This is a genomic window from Brachyspira hampsonii 30446 (assembly GCF_000316195.1).
GTDB lineage: Bacteria > Spirochaetota > Brachyspiria > Brachyspirales > Brachyspiraceae > Brachyspira > Brachyspira hampsonii_C.
In genome coordinates this window covers 141,668-158,918 of sequence record NZ_JH994111.1, presented here as the reverse complement: position 1 = coordinate 158,918, position 17,251 = coordinate 141,668, and the positions used below count along the sequence as shown (strand labels likewise).

The 17,251-nt window shown below is 31.1% G+C and carries 23 protein-coding genes; 9 read left to right on the top strand and 14 right to left on the bottom strand.

Going from position 1 to position 17,251, the window contains the following annotated elements:
* Positions 1-11: 11 nt before the first annotated feature.
* The 14 genes from rpmC to rpsL all read right to left on the bottom strand — a co-directional run bounded on the left by rpmC (position 12) and on the right by rpsL (position 9,290).
* Complete coding sequence (rpmC, locus tag A966_RS05525) at positions 12-218, bottom strand: 50S ribosomal protein L29 (protein WP_008723386.1); 207 nt, start codon at positions 216-218, stop codon at positions 12-14.
* The gene (gene rplP, locus A966_RS05520) at positions 218-631 is read right to left on the bottom strand and encodes a 50S ribosomal protein L16 (protein WP_008723384.1); all 414 of its coding nucleotides are present in this window, start codon (positions 629-631) and stop codon (positions 218-220) included. The genes rpmC and rplP overlap by 1 nt, the downstream gene beginning before the upstream one ends.
* Positions 631-1,368, bottom strand: a complete 738-nt coding sequence (gene rpsC / locus A966_RS05515; RefSeq protein WP_008723382.1) for a 30S ribosomal protein S3 — start codon at positions 1,366-1,368, stop codon at positions 631-633. Before rpsC ends, rplP begins: the two co-directional genes overlap by 1 nt.
* Before the next feature lie 3 nt (positions 1,369-1,371).
* Positions 1,372-1,779: a 50S ribosomal protein L22 gene (gene rplV / locus A966_RS05510; protein ID WP_008723380.1), complete on the bottom strand. Its 408-nt coding sequence runs from the start codon at positions 1,777-1,779 to the stop codon at positions 1,372-1,374.
* Positions 1,780-1,790: 11 nt separating this feature from the next.
* A complete protein-coding gene (gene rpsS, locus A966_RS05505; RefSeq protein ID WP_008723378.1) occupies positions 1,791-2,060 on the bottom strand; it encodes a 30S ribosomal protein S19 in 270 nt (89 codons plus the stop codon).
* Complete coding sequence (gene rplB, locus A966_RS05500) at positions 2,060-2,896, bottom strand: 50S ribosomal protein L2 (RefSeq protein ID WP_008723375.1); 837 nt, start codon at positions 2,894-2,896, stop codon at positions 2,060-2,062. The genes rpsS and rplB overlap by 1 nt, the downstream gene beginning before the upstream one ends.
* A 13-nt stretch (positions 2,897-2,909) precedes the next feature.
* Positions 2,910-3,203, bottom strand: a complete 294-nt coding sequence (gene rplW / locus A966_RS05495) for a 50S ribosomal protein L23 (protein ID WP_176720004.1) — start codon at positions 3,201-3,203, stop codon at positions 2,910-2,912.
* Between the two features lie 11 nt (positions 3,204-3,214).
* Positions 3,215-3,862: a 50S ribosomal protein L4 gene (gene rplD, locus A966_RS05490; protein ID WP_008723372.1), complete on the bottom strand. Its 648-nt coding sequence runs from the start codon at positions 3,860-3,862 to the stop codon at positions 3,215-3,217.
* A 28-nt stretch (positions 3,863-3,890) separates the two neighbouring features.
* Entirely contained in the window at positions 3,891-4,544 is a 654-nt protein-coding gene (rplC, locus tag A966_RS05485; protein WP_008723371.1) for a 50S ribosomal protein L3, read from the bottom strand.
* 104 nt (positions 4,545-4,648) lie between these two features.
* Positions 4,649-4,954, bottom strand: a complete 306-nt coding sequence (rpsJ, locus tag A966_RS05480) for a 30S ribosomal protein S10 (RefSeq protein WP_008723370.1) — start codon at positions 4,952-4,954, stop codon at positions 4,649-4,651.
* Between the two features lie 82 nt (positions 4,955-5,036).
* Positions 5,037-6,263 (bottom strand): elongation factor Tu, encoded by a 1,227-nt coding sequence (tuf, locus tag A966_RS05475; RefSeq protein WP_008723369.1) that lies wholly within the window; start codon positions 6,261-6,263, stop codon positions 5,037-5,039.
* 66 nt (positions 6,264-6,329) lie between these two features.
* Positions 6,330-8,411, bottom strand: coding sequence for an elongation factor G (gene fusA, locus A966_RS05470; RefSeq protein ID WP_008723368.1), 2,082 nt, complete (start codon positions 8,409-8,411; stop codon positions 6,330-6,332).
* Positions 8,412-8,430: 19 nt separating this feature from the next.
* Positions 8,431-8,901, bottom strand: a complete 471-nt coding sequence (gene rpsG, locus A966_RS05465) for a 30S ribosomal protein S7 (protein ID WP_008723367.1) — start codon at positions 8,899-8,901, stop codon at positions 8,431-8,433.
* Between the two features lie 14 nt (positions 8,902-8,915).
* Positions 8,916-9,290 carry a 30S ribosomal protein S12 gene (gene rpsL / locus A966_RS05460; protein WP_008723364.1) on the bottom strand — a complete coding sequence of 125 codons (375 nt, stop codon included), beginning with the start codon at positions 9,288-9,290 and terminating at the stop codon, positions 8,916-8,918.
* A gap of 455 nt (positions 9,291-9,745) precedes the next feature.
* Between rpsL and hisIE the strand changes: the two genes are divergently transcribed.
* From hisIE to A966_RS05415, 9 genes are all read left to right on the top strand, one after another.
* On the top strand, positions 9,746-10,408 hold the full coding sequence (gene hisIE, locus A966_RS05455) for a bifunctional phosphoribosyl-AMP cyclohydrolase/phosphoribosyl-ATP diphosphatase HisIE (protein WP_008723361.1): 663 nt from the start codon (positions 9,746-9,748) through the stop codon (positions 10,406-10,408).
* 361 nt (positions 10,409-10,769) lie between these two features.
* On the top strand, positions 10,770-11,312 hold the full coding sequence (locus tag A966_RS05450; protein ID WP_008723359.1) for a hypothetical protein: 543 nt from the start codon (positions 10,770-10,772) through the stop codon (positions 11,310-11,312).
* A 16-nt stretch (positions 11,313-11,328) separates the two neighbouring features.
* Entirely contained in the window at positions 11,329-12,237 is a 909-nt protein-coding gene (locus A966_RS05445; protein ID WP_008723358.1) for a hypothetical protein, read from the top strand.
* A gap of 12 nt (positions 12,238-12,249) precedes the next feature.
* Positions 12,250-12,960 carry a hypothetical protein gene (locus tag A966_RS05440; protein ID WP_008723356.1) on the top strand — a complete coding sequence of 237 codons (711 nt, stop codon included), beginning with the start codon at positions 12,250-12,252 and terminating at the stop codon, positions 12,958-12,960.
* A 30-nt stretch (positions 12,961-12,990) separates the two neighbouring features.
* Positions 12,991-13,656, top strand: a complete 666-nt coding sequence (locus A966_RS05435) for a hypothetical protein (RefSeq protein ID WP_008723354.1) — start codon at positions 12,991-12,993, stop codon at positions 13,654-13,656.
* Positions 13,657-13,661: 5 nt separating this feature from the next.
* Entirely contained in the window at positions 13,662-13,913 is a 252-nt protein-coding gene (locus A966_RS05430; RefSeq protein ID WP_039955689.1) for a hypothetical protein, read from the top strand.
* Positions 13,914-13,925: 12 nt separating this feature from the next.
* Entirely contained in the window at positions 13,926-14,564 is a 639-nt protein-coding gene (locus A966_RS05425) for an outer membrane protein (RefSeq protein ID WP_008723351.1), read from the top strand.
* A gap of 32 nt (positions 14,565-14,596) precedes the next feature.
* On the top strand, positions 14,597-15,427 hold the full coding sequence (locus tag A966_RS05420; RefSeq protein ID WP_008723350.1) for an OmpA family protein: 831 nt from the start codon (positions 14,597-14,599) through the stop codon (positions 15,425-15,427).
* 486 nt (positions 15,428-15,913) lie between these two features.
* A complete protein-coding gene (locus A966_RS05415; protein WP_008723349.1) occupies positions 15,914-16,798 on the top strand; it encodes a restriction endonuclease in 885 nt (294 codons plus the stop codon).
* Positions 16,799-17,251: the final 453 nt, after the last annotated feature.

The window sequence follows — 17,251 nt, the reverse complement described above, 5'->3', positions numbered from 1 at the left end:
GTAATACCTCACTATTTTTTTATGCCAAGTTCATGCTGACGAATAAATGTCTTAACTCTAGCTATATCTTTACGAGCTTTTTTAAGCTGATGTGTTTGTCTTGCATCACCAACTACTTTTTCAAATCTATGCTCTTGATATTCTTTTTCTAATTTTAGAAGTTCACCTTTAAGCTCTTCTAAACCTAATGACTTATAATCTTTTTTATCCTTAGCCATTATATAGCCTCCCTCTTAATGAACTTAGTTTTTATAGGGAGCTTGAAACCAGCTAGTCTGAAAGCTGATTGAGCTAATTCTTCTGGAACACCTGATATTTCAAATATTACTTTTCCAGGTTTAACTACAGCTACCCAATATTCAACATTACCTTTACCTTTACCCATTCTAGTTTCAGCAGGTTTTTTAGTATAAGGTTTATCTGGAAATACTTTTATCCACATTTTACCTACACGTTTAACATGTCTTGATATAGCAATACGCGCAGCCTCAATTTGTCTATCTGTAAGCCATACAGGTTCTAATGCCATTAAGCCGTAATCTCCGAAAGTTAAATTACTTCCTCTCTTTGATTTGCCTTTCATTCTTCCTCTATGATGTTTACGATATTTCATTCTTGATGGTTGTAACATTATCTATCTCCTTTGGCACTGATAACTTTACCTGCATCATCTTGTTTATGTTCTTTTTTATCAAGAATTTCTCCCTTATAGATCCACACTTTTATTCCGATAATACCGAATGTAGTAAGTGCTTCTGCAGTGCCGTAATCTATATTAGCTCTCAATGTATGTAATGGTACTGAACCATTTTTGTATTGTTCTGTTCTAGCAATATCAGCTCCTGCTAAACGACCAGAACACATAACTTTTATTCCTTTAGCACCTTTTTTCATAGCCTGAGTTATAACACTTTTCATAGCTCTTCTGAAAGCAACACGCATTTCTAATTGGCGAGCCACATTCTGAGCTGCTAATGTAGCATCTAATTCTGCATCTCTGATTTCTGTAATAGAAAAATGAACCGGTTTTTTAACCATTTTCTGAACTGCTGTTTTTACAGTTTCAACTCTCTGACCTTTAGGTCCTATTACAACACCTGCTCTTGCAGTAGAGATGAAAATATTGATTCTATCTGGGAAACGAACTATTTGTATATCAGATATAGCAGGGTCAAAAGACTCTTTTTTTCCGCCTATTTTCTTTTGTTCTTCTTTTAATGTTTTATAATAGTAATTCATTATATAGCGTCTGATAGATAAATCTTCATGCAAACTGTCTGCATAAGTTCTGCTATCTTCAAACCATTTACTAGACCAAGTTTTGTTAATTCCGAGTCTTAAGCCTATTGGACTAACCTTTTGACCCATAGTTTATACCTCCGCTGCTTTAGGTGCTTCTTCTGTTTTAGCACTTTTAGCTTTTAATTTTTTCTTTTCAGGTTTTTTATCATCACTTAAAATTATAGTAATATGTGAAAGTCTTTTTAATATTGGATCTGCACTGCCTCTGCTTGCTGCACGTATTCTTTTTAGAGTAGGTGCTTTATCTACATAAGCAGTTTTTACCCATAATGTATCCGGATTGATATTTCTTGATTGGAATATAGCATTAGCTATTCCGCTTTTAATAGCCTTTCTTAGAACTACTGATGACATCTGTGGCATTGCTGCTAGATTAGATATAGCATGGTTAACATACTCTCCTTTAACAAAAGGAAGAAGTCTTGCTACTTTTCTGCGGCCAATGCGTAAATAACGTACCTTTACTTTATAATCCATAGTCTAAATCCTTATTTCTTACCTACTTTAGCGGCACCTGCATGAGATATAAATTTTCTTGTTGGTGCAAATTCGCCTAGTTTATGACCTATCATGTTCTCTTGTATATAAACTGCTACAAATGTTTTACCATTATGCACATTTATAGTGAAACCTATCATTTCTGGAATAATTGTTGAAGCACGGCTGTAAGTTTTTATTTGGTGCTTGTTATCTCCAGCTTGTATTTTCTTAAAAAGATTCTTATCTACAAAAGGTCCTTTTTTAATAGAGCGAGACATTATTTTTTACCCCCTCTTCTTTTGATTATTAATCTGTCAGAATATTTATGTTTCTTTCTAGTTTTGTATCCCTTAGTAGGCACACCTGTTGGTGAAACAGGATGCGGATTACCTTGTCCGCTTTTACCTTCACCACCACCATGAGGGTGATCTACTGGGTTCATTACAACACCTCTTACTTTTGGTCTTCTGCCTTTATGTCTAGTAGTACCAGCTTTACCATCAGTAGTATTGAAATGATCTAGGTTTCCAATTTGACCTATAGTAGCATAACAATTTTCTAAGATTCTTCTTTCTTCTCCAGAACGAAGTCTTATTACACAATAACCACCTGATTTAGCTGTTATCTGAGCACCACCTCCTGCTGCTCTAACAAGCTGACCGCCTTTTCCAGGAGTTATTTCAATGTTATGTATTATAGTACCTAATGGAATTTTTTTCAATGGTAAAGTACAACCAACTTTAACTTTTGCATTTTCTCCGCTTACTACTCTATCACCTACATTAAGTCCCAATGGCCATATTATGTATCTTTTTTCGCCATCTGTATAGTGTAGTAAAGCTATACGAGCAGTTCTGTTAGGATCATACTCTATAGAAACTACTTTAGCTTCTATATCATGCTTATCTCTTCTAAAATCTACAAATCTAAATAGTTTTTTATGTCCGCCTCCGCGACGACGCATAGTGATACGACCATTAGAACCGCGTCCGCTTATACGTTTTTTTCCGCATACTAATGATTTACAAGGCTCATTTGTCGTAATATCCGAAAAGTCCACTACTGTACGATAGCGTAAACTTGGTGTTGTCGGTTTAAATTTCTTAATAGCCATCGGTTATCCCTCATTATTTTACTATATCTATTGATTCTTTGCCGTCAAGAACTATTATCGCTTTCTTATAACTGCGTGTGTATCCGCGTCTGCTCATTCTGCGATTTTTCTTCTTTGGCTTAACATTTATTATTTTACAATCGAGCGGATGTACATTGAATATTTTTTCAACCGCTTTCATCAATTCCTGCTTATTAGCATCCTGTCTTACTTTAAATACATAATAACGCTTCTCTGTTCCTCTAGGCTCAGTTCTTAGCATATTACTTTTTTCTGTAAGTATAGGTTCAATTAAAAGTGAATACATGCTCATATTTTTTAACCCTTAATTCTAGCATTTAATTTAGATAAAGCTGTTTTAGTAAAATATACCTCATCAGCATAAAATAAAGGATGTATAGACATACTGTCTGCATTTACAAGCTTTAAATCTTTGATGTTTCTTAAAGATAATAATAATTTATTGTAATTATCACCTAAAGATTCATCTTTACCTACTACAAATGCCACTTTTCTTGTATTTGGTTCTTTAACCTTACTTATAAAACTAGCCATTCTTTTTGTTTTAGGAGCATCAAAAGTGAAGTCCTCAAAAACTTTAAGAACATTGTTTCCATATTTTAAAGATAAAACAGACAATAGAGCCTTACGTTTCATTTTCTTTGGCAATCTATAGCTATAATCGCGAGGCTTAGGAGTATGTGTTTTACCACCGCCTACCCAAATTGGGGATCTTGTAGAACCTGCTCTAGCTCTTCCTGTACCTTTTTGTCTCCAAGGTTTTTTACCACCTCCTGAAACTTCTGCTCTTGTTTTTGTAGAGTGAGTACCCTGGCGTCTGTTAGCTAATTCATTTTTGATTGCTTCGTAAAGTAGATTATTGTTAACTTCTGATTTAAATATCTCATCAACAATCTCTAAATTGCCTACGCTATCTCCATTTTCATTTAGTATTACTACTTCCATTTTATCATCCTGTTATTATTTCACTCTATTAATTCATTGAGTTCTTTTTCTTATTGCGTTTTTTAGCTGCTGATGTTAATTTAACTATGCTATTAACTGCACCTGGTATAGCACCTTTAATCATAATCAAATTATCATCTGGTCTTATTTCAACCACTTTTAAGTTTTGAATAGTAGTCAAAGTATTACCCATGTGTCCAGGCATACCTTTACCTTTCCATACTCTTGCTGGGTAACTGTTACATCCTATAGAACCTGCTCTTCTTCTAAAGTTAGAACCATGGCTCATAGGACCGCCGTCATAATTATGTCTTTTCATTACACCGGCAAAACCTCTACCCTTACTCAAAGAACTAACATCTATAAAATCGCCTGCTTGAAATATATCTGCTTTAAGCTCTTGTCCTACTGTATAAGAACTAGTATTGTCCATTCTAAACTCTTTTAAATATTTCTTAGGCTCTAAATTTGCTTTTTTAAACTGACCTATTTGTGGCTTTTTCAAATGCTTTTCTTTTACGGCACCATAGCCTAATTGAATTGCACTGTAGCCATCTTTCTCATTATCTCTTATCTGCATAACTGTGCATGGTCCAGCCTCTACTACTGTTACTGCTATAGCATTACCAGTTTCATCGAAAACTGTTGTCATACCCAATTTTTTGCCAATTATTCCTACCATCGGCGAATCCTCTATAATGATTTTACTTACTACTTTTTAATGTTTCAAACTATTACAGATAAAACGTAGTAAAGCTTTATCTTTAATATTTTTTAATTAAACGCTTATTTAAGCTGAACATCAACCCCAGCTGGAAGCGCCAATTTCTTAAGAGACTCTGTTGTCTGAGGTGTTACATCAAAGATATCTATCAATCTTTTATATATACGCATCTCAAATTGTTCTCTTGACTTTATGTTTACATGCGGACTTCTTATTACTGTTACCTTACGAATACTTGTAGGCAATGGTATAGGTCCTGATACTCTAGCTCCTGTTTTCTTTACACTAGCTACTATAGACTGAGCTGATTGATCAATAAGCTCAATATCAAAGGCTTTTAGTTTAACTCGTATTTTCTGTTCTTTCATAGCTTGAATTACTCGCTTTCTCTTAATTTATTAAAGGGTATATCTTTAATTAAAAAGGTATACCCTTTTATTTCGCTCTAAATTATTCTAATATTTTTGTTACAACACCGTTACCTACTGTTTTACCACCTTCACGAATAGCAAATCTTTGCTTTTCTTCCATAGCGATTGGTGTGATAAGTTCAATAGTTAAGTTAGCATTATCACCAGGCATAATCATTTGTGTTCCTTCTTGTAAGTTGATTACTCCTGTTACATCTGTTGTTCTGAAGTACATTTGTGGTCTGTAACCGCTTACGAAACCGCTGTGTCTTCCGCCTTCTTCTTTTTTCAAGATATAAACTTCTGCTTCAAATTTTTTATGAGGTGTAATTGTACCAGGTTTAGCTAATACTTGTCCTCTTTCTACTTCTTTACGCTCAATACCTCTTAAAAGACAGCCAACATTGTAACCTGCTATACCTTCTACTTCTTTTTTGAACATTTCTACACCTGTACAAGTAGTTTTCTTAGTAGGTCTTATTCCAACGATTTCTACTTCATCACCTTTTTTGATTTTACCTCTTTCAATTCTTCCTGTAACAACTGTACCTCTTCCAGGAATTGAGTATACATCTTCTATTGACATTAAGAAGTCTTTATCTACTTCACGAACTGGATCTGGAATATATGTATCTAATGCATTTAATAAGTCTATTATACATTTACAATCTGGATCTGTTCTAGGATCTTTACCTGCTTCAATAGCTTGAATAGCTTTAATAGCAGAACCTCTAATAATAGGAGTTTTAGAACCGTCAAAACCATAATGGTCTAATACATCTATTACTTCTGCTTCTACGATTTCTGCCATTTCTGGGTCATCTAATTTATCACATTTGTTTAAGAATACTACGATGTAATTTACACCTACTTGTCTTGATAAAAGTACGTGTTCTTTTGTTTGAGGCATTACACCATCTTCTGCTGATACTACCAAGATAGCTCCGTCCATTTGAGCTGCACCTGTAATCATGTTTTTAATGTAGTCTGCGTGACCTGGACAGTCTACGTGTGCGTAGTGTCTGTGATCTGATTCATATTCAACGTGTGAAGTTGCGATTGTTAATATTTTTGTTGGGTCTCTTCTACCTTGACTTTCAGAAGCTTTTGCTACTGAGTCATAAGCAACTTTTTGTACTGTTGCTGGGAACATAGCAGATGATACTGCTGTTATTGCTGATGTTAATGTTGTTTTACCATGGTCTACGTGTCCAATAGTACCAACGTTTACGTGTGTTTTTGTACCTTCGTAAGTTCCTTTAGCCATTTTAATCCTCCAATTATTTATCCTTTAGGAAATTTGTTTTTTATTTTAATACTAATATTTTATTAGTTACTTACTATTACCCATTCTAGCACCTATTATCTCTTCTGCTACATTTTTAGGTACTTCCTCATAATGTGAGAACTGCATTGTATAACTTGCTCTTCCTTGAGACACGTTTCTTATACTTGTAGTATAACCAAACATCTCTGCAAGAGGCACAGTAGCATTGATTGATTTATAACCTGATTTATCTGTAAATCCATGAACCTGACCTCTTCTTGAAGCTAAGTCTCCTATTATATCACCCATATAATCTTCAGGAGTTACAACTTCTACTGTCATCATAGGCTCTAACAAATAAGGATCTGCTTTTTTACATCCTTCTTTAAATCCCATAGAAGCAGCAATTTTGAATGCCATTTCTGATGAGTCTACAGGGTGGAATGATCCGTCAAAAGCTGATACTATAACATCAAGCATAGGATAGTTAGCAAGAACTCCTGTATTCATAGATTCTATACAGCCTTTTTCTACTGCCGGTATATATTCTCTTGGAACTGCTCCTCCAACGATTTCATTATTAAATTTGAATCCTGCATTAGGTTCATTAGGTCCTATTCTTAGCCATACATCACCGTACTGACCTTTACCGCCTGACTGACGAACAAATTTACCTTGTACCTCAACTGTTTTCTTAATACCTTCTCTATAAGATACTTGAGGGCGTCCTACATTTGCCTCAACTTTATATTCTCTTTTCATTCTATCACAGATAATTTCTAAGTGAAGCTCACCCATACCTGCTATGATTGTCTGTCCTGTTTCTTCATCAAAGCTAACTCTGAATGTTGGATCTTCTTCTGCAAGTCTTGATAAAGCTACTGACATTTTATCTCTGTCGCCTTTTGTTTTAGGTTCTATAGCAACATTAATTACAGGCTCTGGGAAATTGATTGCCTCTAATATTATAGGAGCATTTTCAGGACATAATGTATCACCTGTTGTAGTATCTTTAAGACCTACTGCGGCTGCTATATCACCAGCATATACCTGCTCAATTTCTTCTCTTTTATTAGCATGCATCTGAAGTATTCTTCCGATACGCTCTCTTTTGCCTTTTGTTGCATTAAGAACATAAGAACCTGATTCTAAAATTCCTGAATAAACTCTCAAGAACGCTATTTTTCCTACATGAGGATCTGTCATTATTTTGAATGCTAATGCACTGAATTTCTCATCATCTGAAATTTTTCTTTTTATAACATTACCATCTAAATCAGTACCTTCTACCTCAGGTTTATCTACAGGAGATGGTAAATAATCAACAACACCATTAATTAATACTTGAATACCTTTGTTTTTGAATGCTGTACCGCAGAACATTGGGAAGAAATCTGCAGTCAATGTTGCTGTTCTTATAAGTCTCTTTATAGTAGGAACATCTATTTCCTCACCTTCAAAGAACTTATTCATAGCATCGTCATCATATTCAACGATTGCTTCTAACAATGAATTTCTATATTCTTCTGCTTTTTCTTTTAATTCAGGCCTGATTTCTCTCTCTTCCATTTTCATACCGTCTTCAGAAACCCAAATTATCTCTTTCATATTTACTAAGTCAACAACACCCTCAAAACTGCTTTCTGCACCTATAGGTATAACTACAGGGTGACTGTTAGCTTTTAATCTTTCTCTAGTCTGATCTAAAACAGAATAGAAATTAGCTCCTATCCTATCCATTTTATTAACAAAAATAGCTCTAGGAATCTTATAATTACTAGCTTGTCTCCAAACTGTTTCACTCTGAGGCTGAACACCTCCTACTGAACAGAAAACGCCTACTGCACTATCTAATACTCTCAAAGATCTTTCTACCTCAGCAGTAAAGTCAACGTGTCCCGGAGTGTCTATCAAATTAATTCTATGACCATTCCAAAAACAAGTTGTTGCAGCAGAAGTAATTGTAATACCTCTTTCTCTTTCCTGTTCCATCCAGTCCATTTCAGCTGCACCTTCATGAACTTCCCCAATCTTATGGGTCTTACCTGTAAAATACAAAATACGCTCACTTAAAGTAGTTTTACCAGCATCAATGTGAGCCATAATACCAATATTGCGTGTGTTTTCTAATGAAATTTGACGTGCCACTAAACTTTCTCCTTAAAAACTACCACCTGAAGTGAGCAAATGCTTTGTTACCTTCAGCCATTCTATGAACTGTATCTCTCTTAGCAACCGCCTGACCTTTTCCGTCTATAGCATCAGCTATTTCATTTGACAAACGCTCTATCATGCTTCTTCCACCTCTTTTTCTTGAGGCATCTATAAGCCATGTAAAAGCTAAAGAATTCTGTCTGTCTGGTCTTACATCAACAGGAACCTGATATGTAGAACCTCCGACTCTTCTTGATTTTACTTCTACACGAGGCTTAATATTTTCAATAGCTTCATTAAAAGCCTCTAATCCGTCTTTTCCTGTTTTCTGCTTAACTAAATCCATAGCTTTATAAAATATATTTTCAGCTTTGCTTTTTTTACCGTCATACATTAACTTGTTTATAAATTTACTAATAATAACGCTTCCATAAACAGGATCAGCATCTATCTTTCTAGTTTGTGCTCTTCTTCTTCTAGCCATATTAATTTACTCCATTAAGCCTTTGGTTTTTTAGTACCATATTTACTTCTAGCTTTCATTCTCTTTTCTACACCTGTAGCTTCACGGCTTCCGCGAACTATGTGATAACGACAACCAGGTAAGTCTTTAACACGACCGCCTCTTATAAGTACACGGTTGTGTTCTTGCAATGTATGGTCTATACCAGGAATATAAGCTGTTACTTCCATACCATTTGTTATTCTTACACGGGCAATTTTACGCATAGCTGAGTTAGGTTTTTTTGGTGTAGTTGTTGTTACACGAGTACAAACACCTTCTCTTTGCGGACATTTCATTAATGCAGGCGATTTTGTTTTATTTATTATACGCTTGCGACCTTTTCTTACTAATTGATTAATTGTAGGCATAAAATACAAAACCTCTAATTCTTTATTTTTTTACAAGCCAATCCGTTTTAAGGAATGACACATTAATATTTTTCTTTATAAAACTTCAAACACGAAACAGTATTTATTAACTGAGCAATTATAGTATTAAAACTTAATCATAGTGAGAAAAACCATACTATACGCTTTAATCGCTTTTATGAAAGTTAGAGCATTATAAAGCAACTATACAAAAAAATCAATAGTATTTAATAGTTTTTTTATTATTTTTTTCATTTTAATTAATTTTCTTAATTATTTTGCCTATAATAAATACTTCAAAATCAATCACGAATTATAAAATTTATGACTATTAGTATTCATATACTTTATAAAAAATAAAAATTAATAATTAAATATCATCAATTTCATAATAAATATTGCAAAAAAATTATATTTATAGCATAATTACACTTAATAATATTTAGGAATTATTTATGAGCGATATTAATCAAAACAAAATAGAAAAATTAAAATTTGATGAAAAAGGTTTAATACCTGCAATAGTTATAGATTATTATACAAAAGAAGTTTTAACTCTAGCATATATGAACAAAGAAAGTCTTGAAATAAGCATTAAAGAAGAAAAAACTTGCTTTTACAGCAGAAGCAGACAGGAGCTTTGGAGAAAAGGAGAAACATCTGGAAACTATCAGCATATACAATCTATAAAGAGTGATTGCGATAATGATGCTTTAATTGTAGAAGTTATTAAAGACGGTCCAGCATGTCATACAGGTGCTGAATCCTGCTTTTTTAATGAAGTATATTCAAAAGAAGATTACAAAGATTTCTCTATAGATAAACTTTATGAACTAATAAAGGGAAGAAAAATTAATCAAACAGAAGGATCATACACAACTTATTTATTTAATAGCGGAATAGATAAAATATTAAAAAAAGTCGGAGAAGAATGCACAGAGGTTATAATAGGTGCAAAAAATGATTCAAGTAAAGAAACCATATATGAAATATCTGATTTATTATACCATACTCTAGTATTAATGGTTGAAAAAAATATAACAATAAATGACATAAAAGAAGAACTTGCAAACAGATCTATAATAGATAAAAAAGAAAAACAAAAAAGCATGAAATAAACATAAAATTAATAAAAAATACTTTATAATCCTATAAAAATCTAAATTTATAAATAATTGTCTTTTATATAAATATAGACATAAAAAATTTTATTATACTATAAATATAACAAAAAAATACGCACCATATCTCTCTTATCTCATAAAATATAAATACAATTTTAAAAAAATAGCCATATATTATAGAATTTGTAATATATAAAAATAAAAAATGTAAAATAATTATATTAATTTTTTTTAAAAAATATAGAAAAATATTAAAAAATATAGAAAAATTCATAATTAAGGATTGCAATATTTTATATACCGGTATATACTATAAAAGTATTATAAAAAATAAATTAATTTATGGAAATATACCATGAAAATACTATCTATTATTTCATTTATAAGCGTCATTTTAATAACTTCATGCACAAAAGATTATGGAGTAAAAATTACTAAACCCGGAGCAGATTTAATTTTATCAAAAATGCAAAGCGGTAATTGGGCTGGTGCAAAAGCTGATGGAAATACACTTACCATTAGCGGAAGCTCAGGAACACTTAATGGAAGTTATACTTTTGAAGAACCTATCTTAGGTATAGGAGGAGTATATAAAGACAGCAATGGAGGATATATAATGGCTGCTCCTTCAGGAAACGAACTTTATGTTGTAAAAATGAATGAAGAGGCCAAAAAAGCAGTGGATGCTGTACTTGATGTTCTTGATGATGATGGAGGAGAGGCTGTTGTTGGAAATTTGATAAGTGCAATTATAGATAAAGGTGCTGATAAAATAGATTTGAGCAATTCTGATGAAATATTAAAAGGTACTAATCTTACTGCTGACAAAAAAGCTGAAATTGAAAATATATTAAAAAACTCCAGCGGAGGATTTACTGCAGGAGAGGCTATAAAATAAATAAGTGGTTTTTATTATGAGAAAATGTTTAATATTATTATCTGTTTTATTTTGCTTTCATATTTATGCTTATTCTAAAGGGCTTCCTCTTTCAACAGAAGTAACAGGAGAAGATTACAGTTGGATAAAAGGAAGACAAATGATAAGCTTTAATTTAAATCCGGGAGGAGCTATTTTTTATCCGCTGCTGTTTAATACTGCTGTAAATAATGCTGCAAATCTAAGCGGATTAATAGGCATTGATTTAGGCGATATAAATAAATATTTTGATTATGCCGATGCAAAAGGATCTGCTTGGTACATACCTGCAATCTCTTATTCATTATTTGTTCATAATCAAATAGCTTTGGAAGCAGGAATAGGTGTTTATTCCAGCTCTTATGATTTAACTATCACTAAAGAAAACGCTGGAAAGTTATTAGAAACATTAGGACAAGGAAATTATGCTAATGTTGTAGGCGGAGATACAGTTTTCAATGCATCATTTATATTTATGCCTGCCACATTCGGAGTAAAATTTTACGGTCCTAAAAGACAATTCTATAATGCTTTTCGTTTCGGAATAGATGCATTTTTCTATACCGTAACTACAGAGAATGGGCTTACCGGTATAAAAACTGAACATACAGTTCATGATGCTGCTTTATATATTTCTTATGAATTGGGTTGGAATATAGAGTTATTCCCTACTAAAGAATGGAGAGTAAAACCAACTATTGATATTGCTATTCTTGAAATAGGATATTATGTAAGACCTTGGACTGGAAATGTATATAATACAGTAACAGGAGGCGTTACTTCTTTAACTGCTGGTTTTTCAGCATTTAATATACCTGCTTGGAGCAGTTTCCCTGATTGGGCTAAATATCTTTCAAATATAAGATTTGCATTGTTTCCTAGAATTGGATTCAGTTTAAGATTTTAATGGATTTGAATTATGAACATAAAGAAAATTATCATTTTTACATCTATACTAATTTTTATATCAGGTACTATAATTAATGCTCAGGATTATTTAAAGCATTCTTTAGGAATAGATTTCGGTACCACATTATTTTCTATGGGTACTATGCCACTTATTACTGAACTAATATTCAAGACACAAGAAGGGGCAAGCGGTAAATTGTATGATGGTAAATTTGGAATAAGATTAACATATAATTACACTTATCTGCCTAAACAATCCATAGATGCCACTTTAGGTTTTTATGCTTTTGATACTCACTATAGTGATTATTCAGAACCTGTAAGAAATAGTGCCGGTGATATAATAGCTTCTGCTACTTTAAGCAAATTTTATAATGGAAGTACAATAGCTATACCTGCTTCTATAGGAGTGAGATTTTACTTCAATAAAAATGATACTCCTAGCGGATTCTTCCTGCTTCCTAAAGTTGGTATGACTACATTCATAGTTAATGGTAAAGAATTAAGAGATGATGGAACTACAAGATATAAAACTACTACTGTTTATGACTTTTATATATCTGGAGAAATGGGATTTAGAATAGATTTATTTTCTAAAACAGGTGCCGATTGGGGAGTTCGTCCGTTTATAGATATATCTTTGCTTGACATAGGTTATTCTTTTACACCGGGCATTAGATTAATACCGCTTCCTAGATTGGCTGTAGGTATATCTTTTTAATAATTGATAATGTTTTGTAAGGTTTTTAGTATGAAAAAAATTTTATTAATATCAATAATAACTTGCTTTATGAGTTCATCTTTGTTTCCGCTAATAGATGCATTTTATGTAGCACCTAAAATTGTATACAATTTTAACGATTCTGGTTTTAAAAATAATAAAAATCAGAGCATAATGAATAATTATCTTGGAGCGGGTTTTTCTGCAGGTTTTGATTTCTATAGATATCAAAGAAACATACCTTTGAGATTAGAATTAGAATATACTTTTAAAGATGGTATGACAGGAAATTATCATACTGCTAATATAGTAAAACAATCTCAGCATTCTATATTAGCTGCCGCTTACTATAGCATGCATATATATCATATAAAAAAGAGTGAATTAAAAACTATTACCGCAGAAGAAATATATAGCAGAACTCCTATAATGTCATTATATTTAGGACTCTTAATGGGAACAAAAATAAATGCAAATACTTATGACAGATGGTTTGAAGATAATGGAAGAGTAAAAGCTACTGTAACAGTACCTAGTCCTACATTTGCTATAGGGGGTGCTGTGGGAGTTGACATATATGTTACTAGTTTCCTTAACTTGGATCTAGGATACAGAATATTATATGGTTTGGATAATGTTTTATCACATGAATTTGCTATAGCAGCTAGATTCCCAATACCAGATCTGAGGAAATGATGCTTATGAAAAAAATAGCTTTATTATTATTAATATTAATTGCACTTGCTTCATGCAAAACAGGAACTATGATTATAATGCCTGTACAGAATGTTCAAATGCCTGCTTATCCTCCTCAAAGTTATTTAGGAGAGAAAAGTAAATATAAATTTAGCAGTAATTATAATTTAAATAATAGTTTAGGTATGAACAGTTATTTATTTAATAATACTAACACTAATAATTTATTTAGAAAAAATTTTGTTTATTTAAAATAAAAGGGTTGTTATATGAAACGATTAGTAATTATATTATTATTTTTTATTGTTGCTTTCTCTAGTAAAAACCTTTCTGCAGCAATTTTCTCAGGTGTTTATATAGCCCCTAAAATCAATTTTAAACATGAGGCTCTAAATAAAACAAATAAACTAGAGTTAGGAAAACTTCCTTTTCTTGAAAAAAACAATTATATAGGCGGAGGTTTTGCTGTAGGATACGATTTATTTAGAAAAACTAGATTAGTACCTTTAAGAATTGATATAGAATATATGTTTCAGGGAGTAATTGGTAAAAAAGATACTTGGATGCAAAGCATAATGGCAAGTGTATATTATGATATAAATATATTTTTTGTAAAAAACAATGAATTGGATAATCTCACTACAAGAGCTCTATACAATAGAATTCCTAATATGAGTATATACTTTGGACTATCTTTTGGAAACAGATTATATCAAATGCATTATGCTTACGATAATATAGGAAAAACCATTATTACTAGAAGCTCTTTTGCATTTGGAATTAATGCTGGTTTAGTTTATAATATACTTGATTGGTTTGCTTTGGATTTGGGATATAGATATTTATTAGGTTTTGGTTTTAATGATGCCCATGAGGTACTTCTTGGGGCTAGATTTACAATAAGGTAATAAATATAAATTATTGTATTAAGAGGTTAATTATGATAAATAAAATTTTACCTTTAATATTTTTATTAATCTTTACTGTTTCATGTTCTACTAATGATAAGCATGTTGTGGTATTGGCTTTCAGCAAGAATCTGCATGCTGTACTTTATAATGATAATAGTCAAACTGTAAAAACAGCATCAAAAACCTATACGCAAGAAGATGACATAAAAACTATAGCTGATTCTATAAAAGAAGAAGATGACATAAAAATTATGACTGATTCTGTTAAAGAGGAAGATGACACAAAAACTATAGCTGATTCTGTAAAAGATGAAGATGACATAAAAATTATGGCTGATTCTGTTAAAGAGGAAGATACAAATAATCAGCAAATAACAGAAGAAATAGAAAATCTTACAAATAACGATGTTATCGAAAAAGAAAATACAAAACCTATAAAACAAACTGAAATCATAAAGCAAGATGATAATGAAATACTTGTTACTGCAAATATAATAGAATTTGATTTTGATTCTTATCAATTAAAAGATGAATATGATGATGGTATAAATGAAATTTATAAATATTTAGATAAGAATAAAAACAAAAATCTCATTATTGAAGGACATAGTGACAGCAGCGGAGATTCAAATTATAATATATATCTATCTGAAAACAGAGCAAAAGCTATATTTGATAAATTGGTAGATAAGGGTATAGATAAAGAAAGACTTAGATATATAGGATATGGAGCTATTCACTCATCTGAATATAATGACAAAGATAGAAAATGCCAATTTGTAATAATAAATAATTCTAATGAAGAAGAAGAATATAAAAAAGAAAATGAAACTGATATTATTAAATTAAAACATCAATAAAATTATTTTCTGTATTTATACAAATATTGAATACCATATATATTTAAAGCGTCAGAATTTTATATACATAAAAAATATATATTTTTAATATTAAATCCCACCCTTTCAAATTTATAGTTTTAATATCAATTAAAAATTTTATTTATATTAGATGCTTACATCATAAAAAGAATGCCCGCCCAAGTGTTAATTAGATTTCAAATCTATTTAACGCACGGTAAATGCATTTTGATAATAAATTTTAATTGTATCAATAACAAAACTCATATTTTTAATATTACTATGCGTGCGGTGAAAAAAACAGCAAATTTAAACAAAGCTTGGGCGGGTGCTGTAATTTCTAATAAGGCTCCAAAGAAAATAAAAATAAAATTATCTGTTTAGGCAGCATAGAATAAAGGGCGGGATTTAGAATAAAATAAAAAACATTGTAAAAAAATAATTATTGAAGTATCATTTTAATGAAGTAATAGGAGGTTTTTAGTTATGGCACTTTTAAAAACAAGAGAATATTTCAAATATGTACTAAAATTTTTTTATGAAATTAATGAAGCCGTACATAGAAGTAAAATATACGATAAAATTAAAGAATATACAAATCCTTCTGATGAAGATTTAAAACTAGTAAAAGAAAATGGATATTCAAAATTTAACGATAGAGTTGATTGGTCATTAACTTATCTTAAGAAATCTCAATTAATAGAAAATACAGAAAGAGGAGTATATCAAATAACCGACTTCGGTAAAAAATTCTATGAAGAAAATCCTAACTTTGATTTCAAAACTTTGAAAGAAAAAACTCCTTATTTAGAAAACAGTAAAAGCAATTCAGACGATGACATAGAAGAAATAGAAGATGAAAATAGAAACGAAATAGAAAAAAGCATTGAAGAGTATTATGAAAGCGTAGAGAAAGATATACTTGACAGGCTTCAGTCTATGGGTGAAAGCTCTGTTGATAAAGGTACTAAATTTGAAAATATATGTTTGGAACTGCTTGAAAAAATGGGCTACGGCAAGAAGTACAGAACAGGAGGAAGCGGAGACAGAGGAATTGACGGTACTCTTACTATGGATAAATTCGGTTTTGACATTATAGGTGTACAATGCAAATGCTATAAAGAAAATAATAAGGTTAATGATACTGAAATTACAAAGTTTGCTCATGGGCTTAAAAATGTTAATGGGATAAACAGAGGAATTTTTATAACTACTTCAGATTATACTCCGCAGGCTAAGAAGGTTGTAGAAGAATTAAAAGATGTAAAAATAATTCTGATAAACGGATACAGACTTGCTAAATATATGCGTGAATATGAAGTCGGAGTAAAAGTTCTTGAAACTAGAAATATTTACGATGTTATAATATAAATTTGTTTTTTTGCGGCTTGATGAAGTCTGCTTTAGCATCGGTAAAAAAGCTAATATATTTTTTTAATATAATCTAAAATAAAATTTTACTTTTTTGATTTATTTTAAAACCCGCCCTTTAGAATTTATAGCTTTAATACAATAAAAAATTTTATTTATATTAAAAACTTAAATTATAAAAAGCATGCCCGCCCAAGTGTTAATTAGATTTCAAATCTATTTAACGCACGGTAAATACATTTTTATATATAATTTAAATTAGACTTGTTTCAAAACTAAATTTGTTAATATTCATAAATTTTTATTTAATATTTTTAATTATAGTTGGGGCTTTGCCCCAAACCCCAGTTCTTTTATTGGTATAAAAGAACCAAAAGAACTGCATTTTTTAGCTTAAATATATAATTTATACAACATATAAAACATTTAATTAAATTATGTTTAAACTATTGA

Coding starts and splice junctions, on each gene's coding strand:
- rpmC (WP_008723386.1), bottom strand. CDS start 218: ATGGCTAAGGATAAAAAAGATTATAAGTCATTAGGTTTAGAAGAGCTT.
- rplP (WP_008723384.1), bottom strand. CDS start 631: ATGTTACAACCATCAAGAATGAAATATCGTAAACATCATAGAGGAAGA.
- rpsC (WP_008723382.1), bottom strand. CDS start 1,368: ATGGGTCAAAAGGTTAGTCCAATAGGCTTAAGACTCGGAATTAACAAA.
- rplV (WP_008723380.1), bottom strand. CDS start 1,779: ATGGATTATAAAGTAAAGGTACGTTATTTACGCATTGGCCGCAGAAAA.
- rpsS (WP_008723378.1), bottom strand. CDS start 2,060: ATGTCTCGCTCTATTAAAAAAGGACCTTTTGTAGATAAGAATCTTTTT.
- rplB (WP_008723375.1), bottom strand. CDS start 2,896: ATGGCTATTAAGAAATTTAAACCGACAACACCAAGTTTACGCTATCGT.
- rplW (WP_176720004.1), bottom strand. CDS start 3,203: ATGTATTCACTTTTAATTGAACCTATACTTACAGAAAAAAGTAATATG.
- rplD (WP_008723372.1), bottom strand. CDS start 3,862: ATGGAAGTAGTAATACTAAATGAAAATGGAGATAGCGTAGGCAATTTA.
- rplC (WP_008723371.1), bottom strand. CDS start 4,544: ATGGTAGGAATAATTGGCAAAAAATTGGGTATGACAACAGTTTTCGAT.
- rpsJ (WP_008723370.1), bottom strand. CDS start 4,954: ATGAAAGAACAGAAAATACGAGTTAAACTAAAAGCCTTTGATATTGAG.
- tuf (WP_008723369.1), bottom strand. CDS start 6,263: ATGGCTAAAGGAACTTACGAAGGTACAAAAACACACGTAAACGTTGGT.
- rpsG (WP_008723367.1), bottom strand. CDS start 8,901: ATGGCTAGAAGAAGAAGAGCACAAACTAGAAAGATAGATGCTGATCCT.
- rpsL (WP_008723364.1), bottom strand. CDS start 9,290: ATGCCTACAATTAATCAATTAGTAAGAAAAGGTCGCAAGCGTATAATA.
- hisIE (WP_008723361.1), top strand. CDS start 9,746: ATGAGCGATATTAATCAAAACAAAATAGAAAAATTAAAATTTGATGAA.
- A966_RS05450 (WP_008723359.1), top strand. CDS start 10,770: ATGAAAATACTATCTATTATTTCATTTATAAGCGTCATTTTAATAACT.
- A966_RS05445 (WP_008723358.1), top strand. CDS start 11,329: ATGAGAAAATGTTTAATATTATTATCTGTTTTATTTTGCTTTCATATT.
- A966_RS05440 (WP_008723356.1), top strand. CDS start 12,250: ATGAACATAAAGAAAATTATCATTTTTACATCTATACTAATTTTTATA.
- A966_RS05435 (WP_008723354.1), top strand. CDS start 12,991: ATGAAAAAAATTTTATTAATATCAATAATAACTTGCTTTATGAGTTCA.
- A966_RS05430 (WP_039955689.1), top strand. CDS start 13,662: ATGAAAAAAATAGCTTTATTATTATTAATATTAATTGCACTTGCTTCA.
- A966_RS05425 (WP_008723351.1), top strand. CDS start 13,926: ATGAAACGATTAGTAATTATATTATTATTTTTTATTGTTGCTTTCTCT.
- A966_RS05420 (WP_008723350.1), top strand. CDS start 14,597: ATGATAAATAAAATTTTACCTTTAATATTTTTATTAATCTTTACTGTT.
- A966_RS05415 (WP_008723349.1), top strand. CDS start 15,914: ATGGCACTTTTAAAAACAAGAGAATATTTCAAATATGTACTAAAATTT.